We start from the raw sequence: 21,333 nt of genomic DNA on the forward strand, positions 1-21,333 counted from the left end.
CCATTGCCCTCAGATCCTATATCCGAACCAAAAAAACACGTAGAAACCCACCGCACGAGCCGACGGGTTGCATCATAAAATTGGAGCGGGTGAAGGAAATCGAACCCTCGTCGTAAGCTTGGAAGGCTTCTGCTCTACCATTGAGCTACACCCGCATATTTTTATCTGCGAGCTCTCGCGAGGGCGAGAGAGTGGTGGAGGGGGCAGGATTCGAACCTGCGTAGACTAAGTCGGCGGATTTACAGTCCGCTGCATTTGACCGCTCTGCCACCCCTCCATCAGGGTCGTAACGCCGTCCGGGTTTTGACCCCGGCCTCGTTGCGGCGAGGGAGGGAATACGGTGGAGGAGCATGTGTTGTCAACAGCAAAAAAAACACGAAATCGCATTTCCTTTCCTATATGTTCCCCAAGCTCTGCTCTTAGAGTCAAACAAAGTGCATTCAGTTCCTTACGGCCCGGAGGTTTCCGCCATTATGTCGCGACGCAACAAACCACGTTCAGGAAATCGTCATCAAGGTGACGTCGGGCAGGATAACCTCCCGCACAACGATGAAAACCGTGAAGGTAATTCGCGCCGTGGACGAAAGCGCGGCCGCGATAGCGGAACAGGTGGTGGAAATTCACGCCTGATTCTCTTCGGGCGTCACCCGGTTATGATGGCAATTGCCAACCCGCAGCGCACAATTCACAAAATCTGGGCAACCGAAAATGTCCGTGACGAGATCAATGCTGCTCTGGCCGATGCCGAGCGCACCGACATCGCAGTAAATTCGGCCGGTCGCACCGATCTTGATGAAATGCTGCCACCGGGCACCGTTCATCAGGGCATGGCCATGCATTGCGCTCCCCTGCCCCAGCTTTCTGTTGAAGAGCTGATCGCAGACCATCGGGATTCGGAACAATGTACTGTTCTTATTCTCGATCAGGTCACCGACCCGCACAATGTCGGCGCTATCCTGCGCAGTGCAGCCGCCTTTGGCGCATCAGCCGTGATTGTACCCGACCGTCACGCACCGCCTGAAACCGGTGTTCTTGCCAAATCCGCCAGCGGCGCGCTTGAAACCGTTCCCTATATCCATGCAGGCAACCTCAACCAGACGCTTGATAAGCTTAAAGGTGCTCATTTCTGGCTGGCGGGTATGGATGGCTATGCCGAACAGACGCTTGCCGAAGCAAAATTGCATGGCCGTGTTGGGATTGTTATGGGGTCCGAGGGCGAAGGCCTGCGTCGTCTGACGCGTGAAAGCTGTGATTTTCTGGTCAAGCTTCCGATGTCTGATCGCATCGAAAGCCTCAATGTTTCAAACGCTGCTGCAGTTGCGCTTTACGAGCTGTATCGTAAGTAAAATTTGGCTTCGGTTGAGACCAAATACAGGGATGTCATTTTCCCTGTTTTGAAGTCTTGCATTCATACGCGGCCCGGATTATGTTTCGCGCCGCTCACGCCGGCATAGCTATAATTGGTAGAGCAGCTGATTTGTAATCAGAAGGTTGGGAGTAAGTCTCTCTGCCGGCACCATTAAAAGAAAACCCCGCTTGCTTCTGGCAGCGGGGTTTTCTTTTGCTCACTTAAGATCACTTAGCCAGGCAAACCATCCGTTGTTTCAACCTCGTGCAGGTTATCATCCCAATCGGCCTTACTTCCCATCATGATATGTGCATCGGGGCGTTGGGAAAGATCGCTATCAAGGCTTCCGGCCGGAACAACAACCAGACGTCCGCCAATCTGCGCGCGCGGAGTTGCCGATCCACATGTTTTACAGAACGTTTTAGAGTGGCGCGTACCCGGCACGGTAAAACTCGTGATCTGATCTTCACCGGTCAGCCATCTAAGCTTTGCCGATTTTGAAAACAGATTGGCGGCATGGGCCGATCCGGTGTCTTTGCGGCAATAGCTGCAATGACACAGAAAGAAGCTGTCAAACGTGCCTTCAACTTCATATGTGACCGCGCCACACAGGCAACTGCCATGATGGGTATTGCTCATCCCCTGCCCCTTTGATGTTTGTTGTTCTGGTTATTGTGCCAGCCAACGGCTTGGAACGCCAAAGCCGGTTTGCCGACGATAAATAAGCTCTATCGTACCATCGGCCTTCATTTCAAACATCGCGGCTTCGATCAGCGGGATGATATCGGCGCGCTCCGGGTGGAAATAGGTATATTGCGGGATGGATTTGATGGTCGGGAAAAGGGCCTTGATCGGCAAATTTTCCTGCCGGATCACGGTTTGTGCCCACAAAACATCGACGATGGTGAAATCGATCCGCTGTTTGGCAAGCTTGCGCAGGTTAAAGACAGCATCAGGCGCTTCTTGCACATCCCAATCTGCCAGACGGTCCATGATATCGGGACCGTAGTCATAGCCATCCACCAGACCGATCTGCTTGCCGACAAAATCATCGAGCGACTGAAACACAAGCCCCGGTCTGTCTTCATGGACAAAAACACCCAGTTCCCAACGTAGAACCGAAATGTTCATCGGCGTCAGGCCTGCTTCATCCGATGAGGCAAGAATCGCATCAAACCGTCCTGCCCGAACGTTTTGAAGGCATCGGACATAGGGCATTTCAAGAAATTGCACAGGTATGCGGGCCCGATCAAAAGCACGCTGCATGATATCGATCTGGATTCCCTGGGGCCTGTGATCGCGCGTTTCGGCGAAGGGCGCCCATTCTTCAAAACAGATTCGCACACTTTCCTGCGCGAAGCTGACAATTGGGGTGCATATCGCAAACAGCAGGGCAAAACAGGCGGCGGCTTTGATCATCTGATGTTCTGTATTGGGGTTACCTACACCACCAGCCTATACAAACAGGTAGGGCGGCGCAATCCGTAGAAGCCACCGCCCTGTTATCTTGAACCGCAACTCAATGCCGATTCTATCCGTCTCGGCGGGACGACGCGTAACGTTCCGATTCTTTATAATAGGCGTCAAAACCGATGCGTTCGCGAAGTTCAGCCCAATCCATCAGCTTGTTTGTGCGCGGTTGACCGGCCTTCATGGTTTGCAGGCATTCGACCATTGCCTTCATCGCGGCAGCCATCAGCGATAAAGGATAAGCCGCAATCTGATAGCCGATTTCCTTAAGCTCTTCAGGTGACAGATCGGGCGTTTCGCCGCCTTCCACGATATTAGCCATCTTCGGTCCGGGAAGTTCGGCACAAAGTGTACGCATTTCATCGATGGATTTGGGGGCCTCGACAAACAAGATGTCGGCCCCGAGTTCCTTGAACTTCGCCGCGCGGTCAATCGCCTCAGCCAATCCGTGCTGATGACGGGCATCGGTTCGGGCCAGGATCAGGATATCCGCCCCGGCATCACGGGCATCGACAGCGGCCTTGATACGATCAAATGCCTCGTCCCGACCGACAACTTCCTTGCCCTTGGTATGACCGCAGCGTTTGGGTGCCAGTTGATCTTCGATCATGACGGCTGCGCAGCCCGCCTTGGCAAAGCCGGTGACAGTGCGTCTGACATTCATGGCGTTGCCATAGCCGGTATCCCCATCACCAATCACGGGGATCGATACCGCATCGGTGATGTTGCGCGCCTGATCAAGCACTTCGCCGTAAGACATCAGGCCGAGATCAGGTTCGCCAATCCGTGCGGCCGAAGTCGCAAAGCCCGACATGAAGGTTAGTCCAAAGCCTTCTTGTTCGATCAGCTTGGCAGAAAGCGCATCAAAGCAGCAGGGCATCGTAATCAGATCACCGGTGGCAAGAAGGGCGCGCAGGTGATCGGCAGGTGATTTTGAATGTGTCATCGGTCTTTACAGCTTGAACGGTATATAAAGTGCGAGATCGTGCCAGACATATAGAATGGCGGCACAAAGGAACATCAGGATCAGGAACGGGGCAACACCACTGGCGACCTCGCCCAATCGGGCTTTGGCGACAGACTGAATGACATAAAGGTTCAGTCCGACAGGTGGCGTGATCAGCGCACACTCGACCATGATCACCATATAGACGCCAAACCAGATCGGATCGAATCCAAGCGCCAAGGCGGCCGGCAACAGAACCGGCGTCATGATCAGCACCATCGAAAGCGCTTCAAACACCAGCCCCATGACCAGAAGAACCACCGTGACGACCAGAATGAAGCCAAGATCGGTATCAATTCCCTGGGTGATCATCATCGAGATGTCTTGGGGATTCGATAAAGCGTGATGGCTTTGCCGAATATCTTTGCCCCGGCAATGATCAAAATGATCGCAACCGTGGTCGCCATCGAATCAAAGACCGCCTTTTTCAGCGCATCCCATGTCAGAACCCGCATGATCGGCCCGGTAATGATCAGAGCTGCGGCAAAGCCAATTGCGGCCGCCTCAGTCGGGGTAAAGGCCCCGGAATAGATGCCAGAGATAATCAGAACGGCAAGGATCACTGACGGCAATGCCTTGAACGTCGCCCGCCTGCGTTCAGCCCAATCCTTTTTCGGTTCAAGCTCCTGCCCGCCCATCCGGGCATAGATCATCGAAAAGATGATAAAGAACACCAAAAGCGCGATCCCCGGTCCGATCCCGGCCAAGAACAGCGAAATCACCAATTCTTCGGTGACAAAACCATAAATGATCATCGGGATTGATGGCGGGATCAGAATGCCCAGTGTGCCGCCTGCCGCCAAAAGGCCATAGACGAATTTCTTGTTATAGCCGCGATTGATCATTTCCGGGATGGCGACGGTCCCGATCGTTGCCGCTGTTGCCACCGATGATCCGGAAATTGCGGCGAATACACCACATGACAGGATGGTTGCAACCGCCAGACCGCCCGGCCAATGGCCAACCCATGCACTGACGGCGGCAAACAGATCATTGCCGACACCGGCACGCAACAGGATGTTGGACATCAACAAAAACAGCGGCACAGCCAAAAGGATAAAGCCATCAAGCGTCGATAAAACCGCCTGTGGCGCCATAAGCGGTGAAAAGCCACCCAGCACCAACATGGCAAGGCCAAGTCCGCCAAGTGCAAAGGCAACCGGCACACGCATCAAAAGCAGCGCGAACATCGCACTAAGGGTCAGAACAATCGTCATTCGTGGGCCCCTTTTGGAATGTCCTTGCCGCGCAGAAGACCGACAATCTCGATCACGGATTGAACCGATAGCAATGCAAAGCCAATGGCAACCGGAAGCTCCGCCACCCATGCCGGAAGATCAAGCATGGTGCCGCTGGTGCGTCCGCGTTCAAAACTTTCATAAAAAATGTCCCAGCCCTTCACCGTTACCATGACGGAAAAGGCCAGAATGCAGACCATCGCCAGTATTTCGACAGCGCGCTGCATCTTGGGCTTCAGAAGCCTTGTGACGGCATCGACCGAAATATGTCGGCGTGCGGCCAAGGCCCAAGGCATCCCCATCAAAGAACCCCAGATCAGACAAAGCTGTGACAGCTCTGCCGCCCAGATTGTCGGACGGATAAAGAAGTAACGTGCAATGACTTCATAGGTGAGCATGCAACCCGCCAGCACAAACAGCAAAGCAGCAGCCCACGCCAGAAACAGCGTCAATCGATCAAACATCATTTCATCCATGCCGTGCGATCACGCCGATTGACCGACGATCTGTTACGGCGATCTCCTGAACTTCAAGGGATGGGGAACATCACAGCACGGACTTGCTTGGTGGCAAAACAGTTTTGAGACCGCGCGTGATAAAGGCAGAAAGCCGATCACCAATCAGAAAAGCACTCATTGGTGATCGGCGAAAATCATCAGAACTTCTGGGCAGCTTCAAAGACCTGTTTACCAAGGTCACCAGCATGTTCCAGGAACTCAGCATGAACCGGCTTTGCCGCTTCGCGCCATGCAGCCAGTTCTTCAGCGGTCGGGGTATAGATGGTCATGCCATTGGCTTTGGCTTCTGCGAATGCATCTGCCTCGATGGTCGACATGCGATCACGCACATCGTTTTCGGCATTTACCGCCGCGGTCGAAATGATGTCACGCTGCGCATCGGTCAGACCGTTCCAGAAATCGGTATTCACAACGACGATGAATTCGATATCGGCATCATTCGTAGTGGTAACCGTATCCATGACTTCCCAAAGCTGACGGGATTTAACGCCCGACATGCCGGTCATGCCGACATCAACCGTGCCACGCTGATAGGCGATATACTGTTCGGACCCGGAAATAAGGGTCGGCGCGCCACCAGCAGCAGAGATGAAATCACCCTGGGTTTTGGAGAACACGCGCACTTTCTGACCCTTAAGGCCATCCGGGCCTTTGATCGGGCCATCATTGGACAGCATGATCGAGCCGCCATAAGCCTGCCACCACAGAACGGTTGAGCCGGTTTCGGCAATTGCCGCATCAAGCGGACCACGAACCGGCGATCCCGGTGCAACGGCCTTGCGGACTTTGTCTTCTGAATCAAACAGGAACGGCTGATAGAAGATATCAACGGCCGGAACATCACCAACATAACGGGTCAGCGACGCCACACCCATTTCAATGGCACCCGATCCAACAGCAGCCGGAACTTCCTTGTCCTTATAAAGCTGGGCTGAGTCGTAGATCTCGACAGCGATGTCGCCGTTTGATTTTTCCTCAACCTCGTTTTTGAACATCAGCAGGTTCTGGCCAAGGTGGCTTTTCATCGGCAGCTGAAGGGAAATACGCAATGTCAAATCGGCTGCGTGAACTGCACCCGAAAATCCGACTGCCGCCATCAGGGCTGCGGCAAGAGCAAGTTTCTTCATGATGAACGTCCTCCGAGAACTATTATTTTATTTCTCTAGCTTCGGAAGCAAAGATGCGCCCAATAACGGGCCCCATTCAACATGTTTTGGCGCGCCATAACCCTCTATCGGAAAACCCTTAGTGCATTGCAATGGCGCATAAAACGTTACGGCAAAAAGGATTGTGCCTGTTTGCACGCATGCCTTTTACGGCGATGCAGTAATGCAATTTGATAGCCGCCGGATTGGTTCGGAAATGGTTCTGGCATGCCAGAATGGTCATTCTTAATACAATTACGAGAATCGGGCCGGTTTTCAAAGCCCTATCAAGGCAATCGTTTGAACATCACGGTGGTCGCACTGAGCTTCTCGGAAAATGGATCGCGGGCATATTCCGGGATTACGCCCGCCGTTTCGAAACCAAGTGTCGTGTATAGTACTTCTGCACTGTCCCCGGTGCGGGTATCGAGTGTCAAAAGGGTCCGGCCCAGTTCTCTCGCGCGCTGTTCGGCGGCCTGCATCAGCAACTTGGCAATCCCGCGTCTGCGGCAATCCGGACGAACCATCAGTTTACTGATATCGCCGCGATGGCGCTGATTGGGCATGCTATCGGTATCAAGCTGCACCGTGCCAACCACCCGATCCCCATCAAGAGCGACATAAAGGGTGCGCTTACCACCACGCAAGGCCGGAACAATACGGTCGCGCCAGAAGGCAGTGGCTTCGGACAGCGGGAAAGGTTCAATGAAACCGATGCTGGCGCCGTCATGAACGCAGGCATGAAGCATGTCGCCAAACTGATCGAGCTTGGCAGTAAGTTCATCAGCATCAAGCGGGATAATCTGTGGGGCTGTGGTGGTGGTCATTTCGGGTTCTCGTATCTGGGTTACGACTGGTTACGCTATTCGATGATGAACAGGTGATAGCGCGCACCTATATGCTTTGGCGTTTCAAACACATTGCCGCCGCGCAGCTGATAGCGCAGGCAATCGCCCTGCCACAGCCGATGGATTGTGCCAGCAATGTCCATGGAAAGTTCGCCGTCTAACATCACCAGATGGTGTTCAAGTCCATCGCGCGGCGATCCGGCATATTCGATGCGCTTACCCGGATCGATTTCGACTTCGAGCACCTCTGCCGACAAATGGCGCGATGCAGGCGAAACCAGTCGGCGGCGATAACCGGTTTCCGGATCTGTCCAAACTTCCTGATCTTTCCGCGCAATCAGGGGCGAAAAATCTTCTTCGACCATCTGCATCAGGCGCGACAAGGTCACGCCAAAGGCAACGCAAAGCTTGCCCAGCACACTGGCCGTCGGACTGACATCCCCATTTTCGATGCGTGACAGGCTGGCACGGCTGACCGCACTTCGCTTGGCAAGTTCATCCAATGACCAACCGCGTTCCGCGCGCAGTGATGACAAGCGGGCCGCAAGCCGTGTTTCGATATCGTCCATCTTTTACCTCTAATCTCAATATCGGGATATTTTTCCATTTATGAGAATTCGTCAAGATGAAAAACCGGCCCCACCGTGTGATGGCAGGGCCGGTTTATGCTTGCTTAAGCTGGCGCTGCGCGAGGTAGCGTGACTTAGGCGTTCCCGGCAGGGATACGGGCAACAACCTTGATCTCGAAATCAAAGCCGGAAAGCCAGGTGACGCCGACAGCCGTCCAGTTCGGGTACGGTGCCTGGTTAAAGACCGCGCCCTTTACTTCCATAATGTCGGCAAACTGGTTTTCCGGATCGGTGTGGAAGCTGGTGACATCGATAATGTCATCAAGGCTGGCTCCAGCGGCTTTGAGAATGGCCTTCAGGTTTTCAAATGCCAGTTCAACCTGCTTTTTGAAATCCGGTTCGGGGGAGCCGTCTTCGCGGCTGCCGACCTGACCGGAAACAAAAAGAAGATCACCGGAACGGATCGCAGGTGAGTAACCGTGCGCCTCATAGAGGGCATGGCGGTTCGGCGGAAAGATTGCTTCATTTGCGAGGGTCATAGGGGACCTCCTGTTTGGATAAATTCAGTGGGTATGGTGTTTCGAACCCATTTCAGATACGCTGCGTATGTGAACGCAGATATATTCACATACGCAGCGTATGTCAACTCACATACGTGACGTATGTTAAAATTGGAGTGCCTGATGGCTGCCAAGACCCGTGCTGAAAAGATGGAAGAAACCCGCGTCAAACTGATCGCAGCGGGGCGGAAAGCCTTTGCCGAAAAGGGATATGCCGACGCATCAATGGATGAGCTTACCGCCAACGCCGGGCTGACGCGCGGCGCGCTCTATCATAATTTCGGGGACAAGCGCGGGTTGCTTGCAGCCGTGGTTGACGAGATAGACTCGGCCATGGCGCAACAGGCCAAAGATGCCGGAACGGCAGCCGGTGGTGGTTGGACCGGACTGATGGCCGAAGGACGAACATATATCAAGCTGGCACGCGACCCGGAAATTCAGCGCATTGTTCTTCGCGATGGTCCGGCCTTTTTGGGCGATCCATCCCAATGGCCCAGCCAGAACCGCTGCTTGCAGGCAACTATTGAAACGCTGACAGCTTTGGCGGATCAGGGGGCGATCAAATCGGTTGATATCGAAGCATTGGCGCGGTTGCTAAACGGGGTTGCGCTAAACGCCGCCCTTTGGGTCGCGGCAAGCGATGATCCCGAAGATACAATGCATAAGGCAATTGCCGCCTTTGAATGCCTGGCCGCAGGTGTTCTGGTGACACCACAGGAAAGCTAAACCTGCTTTTGGCTTGCGGGCGGTGGAGGCATTTGGGGGCGGATGCGTCACAAATCGCCCCCTGCCCCGTCTCAGATCAGGCGGGAATGATGGCTTATTTGCCGTCTTCCAGGTCAAACCCGGCGCGGCTCCAACTTTGAAGTCCGCCTTTTAGATTGCTGACGTCGCAATCGACATGGGGCAGAACCGCGTTTGCCGCACCAAAGGATCGCTGCCCCACCGCACAGACAAAAACAAGATCAGTTTCGTTTTCATCTGTCAGGTCGACAAGGGCCGGAATATCGAAGTTCGATGTCGGGATATTAATCGCCCCTTCGATATGCCCCGTGGCAAACTCATCGGGTTCGCGGACGTCGATAACCGTCACCGTTTCCTGCCCGATCAGAAGATCCAGCTCGTGGGGTTCGACAAACTTTACTGCACCATCGGTCATTAAAAACTTCCTTGTTGGTGATCCGCACCAGCGACTTTGAAATGGTCCCAATGGGGTGCAGTGATAAAGCCCGACGTTGCAATTGTGCAAACGCAAAATATTTCCGCGCCAACCAGATAGCATAAAACCAAGGCCCGCCCCCACAATTCGGTCACCGATACGTGATCGGGCAAATCGAAATTCCTTCAATAATACTTAGGTCTTACCTTGCGGAACCTGTTCGTGCTTCCCAAGTCAATTAATAGGACATTTTCCGATGGCAGAAACCATGGTCACCCGACAGGTTTTTGCCCAAACAGGTCGCAAGACGACCTTAAGGGTCGCCGCAATGGGACCCAAATATCGCAACCCAAAGTAGCAAATATTTGATTGTGAAATGGCAAGTACAGCAGTTTCAAACTCTTGGCACATTCCGCCATCTATTAACCTTAAGCTAAATAGACTTCTTTAAAATATTTACCGTCAGGCGAATGCATCGAAACGACATTTGCCGACGCACACAGAATCAGACGGCCATTATCTGGCCTGCTGCAACGCAAAACAGGAAAGACAGGAAACGTAAGTTTGACACGCGTGCGATAACGTTTGAAAGGAGACCGCGCCATGGCTGAAGACAAGGACATCTTCGAGCTGTATGCGGAAGGGTATGACGGAAAGCAAGAAACCGAACTGACCATCCGCGATTACCTCAATCTGTGTCGCGAAGACCCAACGGCCTATGCCTCGGCCGCTGAACGCATGATCTCGGCGATTGGTGAACCGGAACTGATCGACACATCGACAATTCCCGCCTCGGCCGCATCTTTCTAAACCGCACCATCAAACGTTACCCTGCCTTTGCCGACTTCTTTGGCATGGAAGAAACCGTCGAACGTATCGTCGGCTTCTTTAAATATGCCGCACAGGGGCTCGAAGAACGCAAACAGGTTCTGTACCTGTTGGGTCCGGTTGGTGGCGGTAAAAGTTCCCTTGCCGAACGGCTCAAGGAACTGATGGAACGCGAGCCGATTTACGTTCTGAAAGCCGGTGATGAAATCAGCCCGGTTTTCGAAAGCCCGCTTGGCCTGTTTAACCCGGCCAAAATGGGTGATGCAATTGAAGATAAGTACGGCATCCCCAAACGCCGCCTCACGGGCCTCATGTCACCATGGGCTGTCAAACGCCTTGATGAGTTTGGTGGTGATCTTTCCAAATTCTCGGTCGTCAAACTGATCCCGTCCCGCCTGCGTCAAATCGCGATAGCCAAAACCGAACCGGGTGATGAGAACAACCAGGATATCTCGTCTCTGGTTGGTAAGGTCGATATCCGCAAGCTGGAATATTTCAGTCAGAACGATCCGGACGCCTATAGCTATTCGGGCGGTCTGAACCGTGCCAACCAAGGGCTTCTTGAATTTGTCGAGATGTTCAAAGCCCCGATCAAGATGCTCCATCCGTTGCTGACCGCAACACAGGAAAGCAACTATATCGGCACGGAAAACCTTGGCGCCATTCCGTTCCAAGGCTTGATCCTTGCGCACTCGAACGAAGCAGAATGGCAAAGCTTCAAGGCCAACAAGAATAACGAAGCCTTTATTGACCGTATCTCGGTGATCAAGGTGCCCTATTGCCTGCGTGTTTCTGAAGAAACCATGATTTACGACAAGCTTCTTCAGGGATCAGAGCTTGAACAAGGGGCGTGCGCGCCCGGAACGCTCAAGATGCTGGCACAGTTTTCGGTTCTGTCGCGCCTGCATGAACATGAAAACTCCAACCTTTATTCCAAGATGCGCGTCTATGACGGCGAAACGCTTAAAGACGTCGATCCCAAAGCGAAATCCATGCAGGAATACCGTGACACGGCCGGTGTGGATGAAGGGATGGACGGCATTTCGACCCGCTTTGCCTTCAAGGTTCTTTCGGAAACCTTTAACCACGACACCCATGAAGTTGCGGCTGATCCGGTACATCTGATGTATGTGCTTGAACAGGCCATCCGGCGAGAACAATATCCGGAAGAACGCGAGAAGGACTATATGGACTTTATCAAGTCCGAACTGGCCCCGCGCTATGCCGAGTTTATCGGTGCGGAAATCCAGAAAGCCTATCTCGAAAGCTATTCCGATTACGGCCAGAACCTGTTTGATCGCTATGTGTCTTATGCCGACGCATGGATCGAGGATCAGGACTTCAAGGACCCCGATACCGGTCAGCTTCTTGATCGCAAGATCATTGATCAGGAACTTTCGAAAATCGAAAAACCGGCTGGCATTGCCAACCCGAAAGACTTCCGCAACGAGGTCGTTAAATTTGCCCTGCGTGCACGTGCAAACAACAAAGGCAAAAACCCGGCTTGGACGTCTTATGAGAAACTGCGTGATGTGATTGAAAAACGCATGTTCAGTCAGGTCGAAGACCTCCTGCCGGTGATTTCGTTCGGTTCAAAGAAAGACAGCGAAACCGAGAAGAAACACAACGAGTTCGTCAAACGCATGATCGATCGGAGCTATACCGAACGTCAGACCCGCCGTTTGGTCGAATGGTATATGCGCGTGAACAAGGCCGGATAAGCCACGCCCTCGGCTTTCCGACCCTACCGGGCGGTTTCTCCCTTGTCCGCCCGGTCTTCTTTCCAAATCAGGATGCGGCGAGATGTGTCGATCCTGTGGATGACCGGGGCACAGACGATCTTGAAGTCAGACCCTAGACTTTGCGCAGGATGTGCCCGTCCAAGGAAGTGACTGCCCATGTTTTATATCGTTGACCGTCGCAAGAATCCGACAGGCAAAAGCCTTGGCAACAGACAGCGCTTCATGCGCCGTGCCAAGGCACAAATCAAAAAAGCGGTCGAAGACACCATCCGCTCACGCGGGATCACCGATATTACCAGTGGCGACCAAATCACTATTCCGGGCAAGACCCTGAAAGAACCGGGTTTTCATCATCAAGGCCGGGGCGGCAACCGCAATTACGTCCTGCCCGGCAACAAGAAATTCGTTCAGGGTGACCGTATCGCCCGTCCGCAAGGTGGTGATGGCGGTGCTGGAGGATCACAAGCAAGCCCCGACGGCGAAGGCGAGGACGAATTTCAGTTCACGCTTACCCGTGATGAGTTTCTTGATATCTTCTTTGAAGACCTTGAACTGCCCGATCTTCTGAAAAAAAGCCTGAAGCAGACCACAGCCTTTCGCAATGCGCGTGCCGGGTTCTCGGTTGAAGGAACACCTTCGAACCTGAGCCTTGTGCGTACCATGCGTAATTCACTGGCGCGCCGCATAGGCCTTCGGCGCCCGAAAACGTCCGAAGTGCGCGAACTTGAAGAACAGATCACGGCCCTTCAGGCCAAAGCGGAAAAGCGCCCCAACGGCAAGCTGACCAAGGCCGATGACGAAAAGCTTCATACCCTTCTGGCCGATCTTGAAGAAGCCAAACGCCGGATGAAGGCGATCCCGTTCATTGATCCGATCGACACCCGCTATAACCAGTTCCAACAAATTCCCGATCCCAATACGCAGGCAGTGATGTTCTGCCTGATGGATGTATCGGGTTCGATGTCCGAACAGATGAAGGAACTAGCAAAGCGGTTCTTCATGTTGCTGCACCTCTTCCTGCACCGTCGATACGAGCATGTCGAGGTGGTGTTTATCCGCCATACATCGCGCGCATCCGAGGTCGATGAAGAGACATTTTTCTATTCACGCGAAACGGGCGGGACGATTGTTTCCACGGCACTCGAAGAAATGAAAAAGGTACTGGTGGATCGCTATCCGACCGATCAGTGGAACATCTATGCAGCCCAAGCATCCGATGGCGACAACTACTCCAATGACGGCGCGAAATGCACCAGCCTTCTTGCCGAAGACCTGCTGCCGAAATGCCAATATTACGCCTATATCGAAATCACTGATGAGCGCGAGGCAGAGATATTTGCCGCCGCCGAGGGCGAAACCGCCCTGTGGAAGGCCTATGCCCCGCTTGCCAGAGACAATCCGCGCTTTGCCTTAAAACGTGTAACCAAAGCGGCTGATATCTTCCCGGTATTTCGGGAACTCTTTGCCAAAAATCGTTCGGAGGCCCGGGTATGAGCACCAAAACCAAATCCGGAAATGCCAAACAAACCGATGACAGCAAACTTCTTTTCACCAGTGCAGACTGGGATTTTGAGACCCTTAAAACCACTTATGATGCGATTGAAGAAATCGCACTTAAGGAGCTTAAGCTTAACGTCTATCCCAACCAGATCGAGGTGATTACGTCCGAGCAGATGCTTGATGCCTATTCATCGATTGGCATGCCGCTGATGTATCATCACTGGTCATTTGGCAAACGCTTCGTGCGTGATGATGTGATGTATCGCAAGGGCTATCAGGGACTGGCCTATGAGATCGTGATCAACTCCAACCCATGCATTTCCTATGTGATGGAAGAAAACACCATCGTCATTCAGGCCTTGGTGATTGCCCATGCGGCGTTTGGACATAATCACTTTTTCAAAAACAACTATCTGTTCAAACAATGGACGGATGCAGAAGGCATTCTCGATTACCTGCAATTTGCCAAAGGCTATATCGCCAAATGCGAAGACCGATACGGGTTTGATGCGGTTGAGCGGGTATTGGATGCTGCCCATGCTCTGATTGAACAAGGCGTTAACCGCTATTCCCATCCGGAAAAACCCAATCTCGCGGTCGAACTTGAACGCGAACGCGAACGGGCAAAATACGAAGACGAAACCTATAACGATTTGTGGCGCACCCTGCCCCAACCTGATCAGGATGATCAGGACATTGACGAGCTTAAACGCAAGATGCGGGTTGAAGAACGCCGGGCACAGTTCGGACTGCCCGAAGAGAACCTGCTTTATTTCCTTGAGAAAAACGCACCTGCCTTGCAGGCATGGGAACGTGAATTACTGCGCATCGTGCGCAATATCGGGCAGTATTTCTATCCGCAAAAACAGACCAAGATGATGAATGAAGGCTGTGCGTGCTATGTGCACTACGCCATCATGAACAGCCTTTATGACAAGGGGCTGATTTCCGAAGGCGCGATGATGGAATTCATCGATTACCATTCCCGCGTTGTATTCCAGGCCGAATTCGATGATCAACGCTATTCGGGCTTTAACCCCTATGCACTCGGTTTTGCCATGATGCAGGACATCCACCGCATCTGTGTTGACCCGACCGAAGAAGACCGCAAATGGTTCCCCGACATCGCCGGGAATAACGAGCCTGTCGAAACGCTGAAAGAAGCATGGGCGCATTACCGCGATGAAAGCTTCATCCTGCAGTTCCTGTCACCCAAGGTGATGCGCGATATGCGGATGTTCATGATTGATGATCAAAGCACATCGCCACATCTTGAAGTCGCTGCCATCCATGATGATAACGGATATCGCAAAGTTCGCCGGTCCCTTGCGCGCATGCATGACATTTCGGTGCGTGAGCCCGACATGCAGGTGGTCGATGTCGATATCCGTGGCAACCGGCAACTTTATATCCAGCATACCGAGCATGAAGGTGTCCGCCTGGACAAATCCGAAGCCCAGATGACCTTGGGCTATATCGGCCAACTTTGGGGATATGGCGTTACGTTGCAGGCCGTTGATTATGAAAGCGGCGAGATCCTGCATGAAATGAATTACACGCCCGAAGATCTGGCAGGCAACTGATCGCCTGCCAGCGACCCTATCGCGACTTCACGGCATCGTCTGTGCATTTTTCGCCAGATGACTGAGTTATCGCTAGGATGTGACGCCATCACTGGCAATCCGACTCCCGTCACTTTCCCACCCCTTACGTACAGTTCCACGACGTGAAATTGGCGAAATTAGCTACTTATGCGTGTTCTTAAAAATCACGAAACACGCATGAGCATTATTATTCATGCCAAAATTCGAAACCAATCAATTAATAACGAAAATCAGTTGCGTCATTAATTTAAGAATGATTATTACTTTCGAAATCAGCCACCACCAAACTACCTCGCCCCGATTGCGCCGGATAGAAAGACCGTTTTATGGCTTCGCGCGTGACCGCACGCATAACCCATGCATTGATTTTGCTGTTCATCGTATCAGTGGTCGGCTTTGCCTTGTTGCGGCTAATGCCGGGCGACTTTGCCGAAATTCTTTTGATGGCGCAGATGGATGGCACTTTGCCAACCGCCAATGACGTTGCGCTGTTTGCCAGCCAGAATGGCCTGGATGATCCATTGCCACAGCAATATGCACGCTGGCTTTTGGGCATTTTGCAGGGCGACCTTGGCAAGTCGTTCATCACCAATGAACCGATCCTGAACGACATCACGCTTCGTTTGGGGCAATCGTTGCTGCTGGCGGTTTTATCGCTAATCACGGCCCTTTTGATTGCAGTACCGCTTGGCATTTTATGCGCGCGCTTTCCCGGCAGTCGGATTGATCGCATTGCCGGGATGATCAGTGTCATTGGCATGTCGATCCCGAATTTCTGGTACTCGCTGCTGTTGGCACTTTTATTCTCGCTTGTGCTGGGATGGCTGCCAACCGGCGGACATGGCACCTGGGCCCATGCGGTTTTACCAACCTTGGTAATTGCGACATCGGTCGCCGGTGTTTTATCGCGCTATGTGCGTGGAAGCCTTCTGGAAGAACTTTCCAAACCCTATATCCGCACGGCAAAGGCCAAGGGGCTAAGTCGGCTGCGCACGGTTTTGCGTCATGCAGTGCCCAACATTGCACCGGGCGTTTTGACGTTTTCAGGCATGCAGTTTGCCCGGATCTTCGATGGCATGATCATTGTCGAAACCCTGTTTGCCTGGCCAGGCATCGGGCGGTTTCTGGTTGAATCCCTTTTGAACCGTGATTACCCGGCCATTCAGGCTTGTTTCCTTTTGATTGCCGCAAGCTACATTCTGGTCAATCTGACAGTTGATCTGTGCATCGCCCTTTATGATCCCCGCACGCGGGAGATTGTTTGATGCCGGTCACGATCGACAAAATGTCCTTTACCCGCGGCAAACTGCTTCAAGCCGGGCGCAACGTGTTTCGTGGCTATGCGCTTGTGATGGTCCTGATCCTTCTAGCCATCCTGTTCCTACCGCTTTTTGCCCCCAATGATCCTTACAAGGCGCAGTTCCTGTTTCGCCTGAAACCGCCAAGTTGGGATTACCCGCTTGGCACGGATGCGTTGGGACGGTGCGTTTTATCGCGCCTGATGTATGGCGCGCGCCTGACCACGGCGTCGGCATTGATCGTTGTGGTCAGTGCGTCGCTGATCGGAAGTGCCATCGGCGCCTTTGCCGGGATGGTTGGTGGCATTCTTGATCGCATGATCATGCGGTTTTGCGAAGGCATGTCGGTTTTCCCGGCGCTCGCCATCTGCATGATCATTGCTGGTACCTTGGGCCTTGGCTTGCAGGCTGTGATCATTGCGCTGATCACGGTGCATTGGACCGACTATGCCCGGGTTGTCCGTAATGCCGTGATTGTCGAGCGCACCAAACCCTATGTCATGGCGGCCGAGGCACTTGGCGCACGTCGCCACCGCATCGCGCACCGTCACATTTTCCCAAATATCATCGGCCCGCTTCTGACACTGGCGGCCTATTCCATGTCCTGGGCGATCCCGGTCTTTGCCGGATTGAGCTTTTTGGGACTGGGGGTCGAACCCGGCACCCCTGAATGGGGCCTGATGATTGCTGAATCGCGCAATTACCTGCGCGACTACCCACGCCTTGTGCTTGCACCGGGCCTGACCATCGCGGCCTTCGTCGTCGCGGTGAACCTTCTCGGAGACCTGTTGGGAGACCGTTTCCGACTTCGTCAGATCAACTACCTTCATTAGATGGACAGAGACCGTAAAATGATCAAAAAGACACTTCTTGGCGCTGCCTTTGCAGCCATTGCCCTTGGCAGTTTTTCGGTTGGGGTAACCGATGCCAAGGCATCCGACGACAAGACCCTTGTGATCGGCACCATGTGGGAATCACAGCCGCTTGCGATGAAGCCGCGCCGCTCGCGCTTCTTTAATGAAAGCGAAATCCTCGATACCCTGGTCAAGCTTGATTATGACCTGAAGCCGATCCCAGGTCTTGCGACCGCTTGGGACCGTGTATCGCCGACTGTTTGGCAGTTCAAACTGCGTGAAAACGTTGTCTTCCACGATGGTACCAAGCTTGATGCCGAAGCTGTCAAATTCTCGCTCGAACGGGTGATCGCGCTTCTTCCTTATGCTGCTGACCTTTTGAACATCAAATCGATCAAAGCGGTTTCACCGCTGGTCGTTGAGATCGAAAACACCGAACCGTTCGCAGCCCTGCCAAACCAGCTTTCCGATGCAATCACGGTTGTTTATGCCAAATCATCCTTTGACGATGCGGGTGAGTTCGTAAAACCGGTTGGTACCGGCCCGTGGAAATTCGAAGAATACCGCAAGCAGGACCGCACCATCGTTTCATGCTTTGACGGTTACTGGGGCGAAAAGCCGGCACTGGAAAAAATCGAATACCGCTTCATCCCGGATCACAATTCGCGCACGCTCGCACTTGAAGCAGGCGAGATCGATTTCGTCACCAACATGCTGCCATCTGATGTGAAGCGCCTGTCTGAAGATGACGCCTTCAAGGTCTATGCAGAGCCGACATCTGGTCTTTATTACGGTGCGTTTAATGCCGGTGAGAAAAGCGTTCTGTCTGATGTGCGCATCCGTCAGGCGGTTAATGCCCTTGTTGACCGTGACCTGTTGGTTGAAGGTGCGCTTGATGGCGTTGGCGAACCGGCATGGGAATTCTTTGCGCCGGGCTTTGACTGGGCACCGCAGGCCGATGCCAAATATGCCCTTGATCCGGAACTGGCTGCATCACTTCTGTCTGACGCAGGTTACGCGAAGGTCGACGGCAAATGGATGAAGGATGGTGAACAGCTTACCCTTCGTATCCTGAGCTATTCTTCGCGTACTGAAATGCCGATGATCACCGAGGCCATGGCCGCCCTTCTGAACGAACAGGGCATTGCCACCGAAGTTGGCATGTATACCTGGGGCGGGATGCTTGATCTGGTCAAACAGGGTGAATATGACGTCTCTGTCGTCTTCTGGACGCCGGAAATGACCGGTCATCCGGACCTTCATCTGAAGTCACAGTTCCATTCCAAAGCGGGCCTGAACTATCAGTTCTGGGGAAATGCTGACTTTGACGCTGCTGTGGATAAGGGCCGTACCCTTGATCTTGGCGAAGAACAGGTCGCGACCTACACCAAGGCGATGAATGTGCTTCACGACGACGCGCCGATCATTCCGCTGGTGCATAAGGTGTTTGTAGTTGCCTCGACCAAGAATTTGGAAAACTACCGCATCCATCCGTCGGGCTTCTTCTTTGACTTCAAGAATGTCTCGAAGTGATCCAACAAAAAGAGCCGCCCAGTGGGCGGCTCTTTGCTTTTTGGTCTGAACCAAAACCGGCTTAGTTCGCACTGGTCAGATCAACACCAAACCATTTTTCCGAAAGTGCTTTTAAGGTGCCATCAGCACGCATCGCATCGACGATTTCAGTGATCTTGGCGGAAAATTCTGCATCCCCCTTATCAACCGCAACTGCCAGCGGCTCATAAACAAGCGGTTCGCCAACCATACGGAACGGCATGTTGTTTTCAATTGCCGCCGTTGCGGTCGGAACGTTCGAGAGAACCGCATCAACACGCACGCCATCGCCCAAACGCAAATCATCAAATGCCATACCATCAGACTCATAGGTCTGAATACGGCCAGGGGTGACTTCATATTCAAACGCCGGAACGCCTTCGACATCCATCACCAGTTTGTGGCGCAGATAATCTTCATAAGAACACGCCGCACAGGCACCAACCACCTTGCCATCAAGGTCAGATGCCTTTTCAAAGCTGGTATTGTCCTTGTGTGCGACCAGAATGGCCGGGGTGTAGTAATAGACAGCCGGGAAATCGAGAACTTCCGCTCGTGCCGTGGTCGGGGTCATGGAGCCAACAGCAATATCCCAACGACCTGCCCAGTTACCGGCAACCTGTGCTTCCCATGACGGGGTAACAGGTTTGAATTCCGCGCCAAGGCGTTTGGCAATTTCGCGGGCAACTTCAACGTCAAAACCGGTCAGCTGGTTGTTTTCATCGGTAAAGGCGACCGGCGGATAGCCGTCTGCCGTTGCACCAACCAGTGTTTTGGTTTCCATCACACGATCAAGCGTCTCGCCAGCCGTTGTCGTCATCAGCGGTGCCACAGACATCGCCATACCAGCCAGAAGCATCTTCGTTGAATTAAAGTTCATTTCATTGGGCTCACTTTTTGTGTAGTTCTGGCAAACCTTGTATACAAAATCCAAAAAGATGTCAGCGCCAATGAACATTCCCGTTTCAGAAACAGCCAATTCGCCAACAATGCCCCATAAGCCGGGTTGGCCACTTGGACTGTTTTCCGCCATTTGCGGTTTGATCATTTTGTCTGCCCGTCCCGGTATCTGGTTTGGTGCGGATAGCTATGTGATGGATTTCGGGATTTCGGTTGCGGCTGCGGCAGTCCTTTGGGCGCATTTCAAACTTCTGCATCGGCTAAGTTTCAAGCTGCAAACCGCCATCATCTGGACCGAGCTTTTGGTCCTGTTTGGTACGTTCTTTTACAGTTTTGATCTGAGCTTTGACTTCATCGGATCTCGCCTGCCCTATCTACTGGGTCTTTCGCTTGAGGGTGATTTTTTGCAGGGTGCGGTGCTGACCCTGTTCATTTCACTGATATCAATTTTCTGCGCGATCATACTGGCGTTGCTTGCCGCCCTTGGGCGTCTGTCACGTAGCGGCGTGTTCTTTGGCGTATCGACCTTTTACACATCCTTCTTCCGCGGAACGCCGCTTTTGCTCCAGGTGATGTTGATCTATCTCGGCCTGCCGCAGATTGGAATTGTTCTTTCGGCGGTGCCAGCAGGCATCATTGCCCTGTCGCTTTGTTATGGCGCCTATATGGCCGAGATTTTCCGTGCCGGGATCGAAGCGGTCCCCGAAGGTCAATCAGAGGCCGCCATGTCGCTTGGCTTGAAACCCTGGCAGATGATGCGTTTGGTTGTCCTGCCCCAGGCCCTTCGATTGGTGATCCCGCCCACGGGCAATCAGTTTATTTCGATGCTCAAAGACTCTTCGCTGGTATCCGTCATGGGCGTGTGGGAGCTGATGTATCTGGCGCGTACCCATGGCCGGTCGGAATTCAAATATATGGAAATGCTGATCTCGGCGGCGATCATTTATTGGGTCATGTCAGGCACATTTGAATATATCCAAAGCCGGGTCGAGAAAAAGCTCGGCAAAGGTGTTCGGGTCTAGCCACACAAACCAAATCCCAAACAAAACAGCCAAAAATCCGCATTAACTACAGGTGCGGATTTTTTGTTTCGGATATGGAATGCACCTATTTCGATCAGGCAATGGATCTTAATTTGATCAAACGCCCCAACAATCCCCACGGGACATCCCCCATACTTAATCTAACCGTCATG

At 53.0% G+C, this 21,333-nt stretch carries 19 protein-coding genes, 3 tRNA genes and 2 pseudogenes; 11 read left to right on the forward strand and 13 right to left on the reverse strand.

Annotated features, from left to right (window positions below; all coding sequences use genetic code 11):
- Positions 1-81: 81 nt before the first annotated feature.
- Positions 82-155, reverse strand: a tRNA-Gly gene (locus ACMZ66_RS21525).
- 37 nt (positions 156-192) lie between these two features.
- A tRNA-Tyr gene (locus ACMZ66_RS21530) sits at positions 193-277 on the reverse strand.
- Between the two features lie 196 nt (positions 278-473).
- Here ACMZ66_RS21530 and rlmB point away from each other — a divergent pair.
- On the forward strand, positions 474-1,346 hold the full coding sequence (gene rlmB, locus ACMZ66_RS21535) for a 23S rRNA (guanosine(2251)-2'-O)-methyltransferase RlmB (RefSeq protein WP_416940497.1): 873 nt from the start codon (positions 474-476) through the stop codon (positions 1,344-1,346).
- A 98-nt stretch (positions 1,347-1,444) separates the two neighbouring features.
- Positions 1,445-1,519, forward strand: a tRNA-Thr gene (locus ACMZ66_RS21540).
- A 60-nt stretch (positions 1,520-1,579) separates the two neighbouring features.
- Here ACMZ66_RS21540 and ACMZ66_RS21545 read toward each other — a convergent pair.
- Together ACMZ66_RS21545 and ACMZ66_RS21550 are read right to left on the reverse strand one after the other, a co-directional pair.
- Complete coding sequence (locus ACMZ66_RS21545) at positions 1,580-1,987, reverse strand: GFA family protein (RefSeq protein ID WP_416940499.1); 408 nt, start codon at positions 1,985-1,987, stop codon at positions 1,580-1,582.
- 30 nt (positions 1,988-2,017) lie between these two features.
- Entirely contained in the window at positions 2,018-2,629 is a 612-nt protein-coding gene (locus ACMZ66_RS21550; RefSeq protein WP_416940575.1) for a substrate-binding periplasmic protein, read from the reverse strand.
- On the opposite strand from ACMZ66_RS21550, the gene ACMZ66_RS21555 reads away from it, so the two are divergent.
- Entirely contained in the window at positions 2,543-2,836 is a 294-nt protein-coding gene (locus ACMZ66_RS21555; protein WP_416940577.1) for a hypothetical protein, read from the forward strand. The genes ACMZ66_RS21550 and ACMZ66_RS21555 overlap by 87 nt on opposite strands.
- A gap of 43 nt (positions 2,837-2,879) precedes the next feature.
- On the opposite strand, the gene ACMZ66_RS21560 is transcribed toward ACMZ66_RS21555, so the two are convergent.
- The 7 genes and pseudogenes from ACMZ66_RS21560 to ACMZ66_RS21590 all read right to left on the reverse strand — a co-directional run bounded on the left by ACMZ66_RS21560 (position 2,880) and on the right by ACMZ66_RS21590 (position 8,681).
- Complete coding sequence (locus tag ACMZ66_RS21560) at positions 2,880-3,764, reverse strand: isocitrate lyase/PEP mutase family protein (protein ID WP_416940501.1); 885 nt, start codon at positions 3,762-3,764, stop codon at positions 2,880-2,882.
- A 6-nt stretch (positions 3,765-3,770) separates the two neighbouring features.
- Positions 3,771-5,152, reverse strand: a pseudogene (locus ACMZ66_RS21565) (TRAP transporter large permease).
- Complete coding sequence (locus tag ACMZ66_RS21570; protein WP_416940503.1) at positions 5,038-5,538, reverse strand: TRAP transporter small permease; 501 nt, start codon at positions 5,536-5,538, stop codon at positions 5,038-5,040. Before ACMZ66_RS21570 ends, ACMZ66_RS21565 begins: the two are co-directional and overlap by 115 nt.
- Positions 5,539-5,717: 179 nt before the next feature.
- The gene (dctP, locus tag ACMZ66_RS21575) at positions 5,718-6,707 is read right to left on the reverse strand and encodes a TRAP transporter substrate-binding protein DctP (RefSeq protein ID WP_416940505.1); all 990 of its coding nucleotides are present in this window, start codon (positions 6,705-6,707) and stop codon (positions 5,718-5,720) included.
- Positions 6,708-7,012: 305 nt separating this feature from the next.
- On the reverse strand, positions 7,013-7,552 hold the full coding sequence (locus ACMZ66_RS21580; RefSeq protein WP_416940507.1) for a GNAT family N-acetyltransferase: 540 nt from the start codon (positions 7,550-7,552) through the stop codon (positions 7,013-7,015).
- Between the two features lie 35 nt (positions 7,553-7,587).
- Positions 7,588-8,142 (reverse strand): helix-turn-helix domain-containing protein, encoded by a 555-nt coding sequence (locus ACMZ66_RS21585; protein ID WP_416940509.1) that lies wholly within the window; start codon positions 8,140-8,142, stop codon positions 7,588-7,590.
- A gap of 134 nt (positions 8,143-8,276) precedes the next feature.
- The gene (locus ACMZ66_RS21590; protein ID WP_416940511.1) at positions 8,277-8,681 is read right to left on the reverse strand and encodes a RidA family protein; all 405 of its coding nucleotides are present in this window, start codon (positions 8,679-8,681) and stop codon (positions 8,277-8,279) included.
- 144 nt (positions 8,682-8,825) lie between these two features.
- Between ACMZ66_RS21590 and ACMZ66_RS21595 the strand changes: the two genes are divergently transcribed.
- On the forward strand, positions 8,826-9,428 hold the full coding sequence (locus tag ACMZ66_RS21595; protein ID WP_416940513.1) for a TetR/AcrR family transcriptional regulator: 603 nt from the start codon (positions 8,826-8,828) through the stop codon (positions 9,426-9,428).
- Between the two features lie 94 nt (positions 9,429-9,522).
- On the opposite strand, the gene ACMZ66_RS21600 is transcribed toward ACMZ66_RS21595, so the two are convergent.
- Positions 9,523-9,861, reverse strand: coding sequence for a rhodanese-like domain-containing protein (locus ACMZ66_RS21600; protein ID WP_416940515.1), 339 nt, complete (start codon positions 9,859-9,861; stop codon positions 9,523-9,525).
- Positions 9,862-10,464: 603 nt separating this feature from the next.
- Here ACMZ66_RS21600 and ACMZ66_RS21605 point away from each other — a divergent pair.
- The 6 genes and pseudogenes from ACMZ66_RS21605 to ACMZ66_RS21630 all read left to right on the forward strand — a co-directional run bounded on the left by ACMZ66_RS21605 (position 10,465) and on the right by ACMZ66_RS21630 (position 19,220).
- A pseudogene (locus ACMZ66_RS21605) lies at positions 10,465-12,410 on the forward strand (PrkA family serine protein kinase).
- A gap of 177 nt (positions 12,411-12,587) precedes the next feature.
- A complete protein-coding gene (locus ACMZ66_RS21610; protein ID WP_416940517.1) occupies positions 12,588-13,925 on the forward strand; it encodes a YeaH/YhbH family protein in 1,338 nt (445 codons plus the stop codon).
- Positions 13,922-15,514, forward strand: a complete 1,593-nt coding sequence (locus ACMZ66_RS21615; protein ID WP_416940519.1) for a SpoVR family protein — start codon at positions 13,922-13,924, stop codon at positions 15,512-15,514. Before ACMZ66_RS21610 ends, ACMZ66_RS21615 begins: the two co-directional genes overlap by 4 nt.
- Before the next feature lie 347 nt (positions 15,515-15,861).
- Positions 15,862-16,800 (forward strand): ABC transporter permease, encoded by a 939-nt coding sequence (locus ACMZ66_RS21620; protein WP_416940521.1) that lies wholly within the window; start codon positions 15,862-15,864, stop codon positions 16,798-16,800.
- Positions 16,800-17,666: an ABC transporter permease gene (locus ACMZ66_RS21625; protein WP_416940523.1), complete on the forward strand. Its 867-nt coding sequence runs from the start codon at positions 16,800-16,802 to the stop codon at positions 17,664-17,666. The genes ACMZ66_RS21620 and ACMZ66_RS21625 overlap by 1 nt, the downstream gene beginning before the upstream one ends.
- Before the next feature lie 18 nt (positions 17,667-17,684).
- Entirely contained in the window at positions 17,685-19,220 is a 1,536-nt protein-coding gene (locus ACMZ66_RS21630) for an ABC transporter substrate-binding protein (RefSeq protein WP_416940525.1), read from the forward strand.
- Between the two features lie 61 nt (positions 19,221-19,281).
- On the opposite strand, the gene ACMZ66_RS21635 is transcribed toward ACMZ66_RS21630, so the two are convergent.
- Entirely contained in the window at positions 19,282-20,118 is an 837-nt protein-coding gene (locus ACMZ66_RS21635) for a transporter substrate-binding domain-containing protein (protein ID WP_416940527.1), read from the reverse strand.
- Positions 20,119-20,188: 70 nt separating this feature from the next.
- On the opposite strand from ACMZ66_RS21635, the gene ACMZ66_RS21640 reads away from it, so the two are divergent.
- The gene (locus tag ACMZ66_RS21640) at positions 20,189-21,160 is read left to right on the forward strand and encodes an amino acid ABC transporter permease (protein ID WP_416940528.1); all 972 of its coding nucleotides are present in this window, start codon (positions 20,189-20,191) and stop codon (positions 21,158-21,160) included.
- Positions 21,161-21,333 lie beyond the last annotated feature (173 nt).

Origin of the sequence: Thalassospira sp. (assembly GCF_048059015.1) — a bacterium.
GTDB lineage: Bacteria > Pseudomonadota > Alphaproteobacteria > Rhodospirillales > Thalassospiraceae > Thalassospira.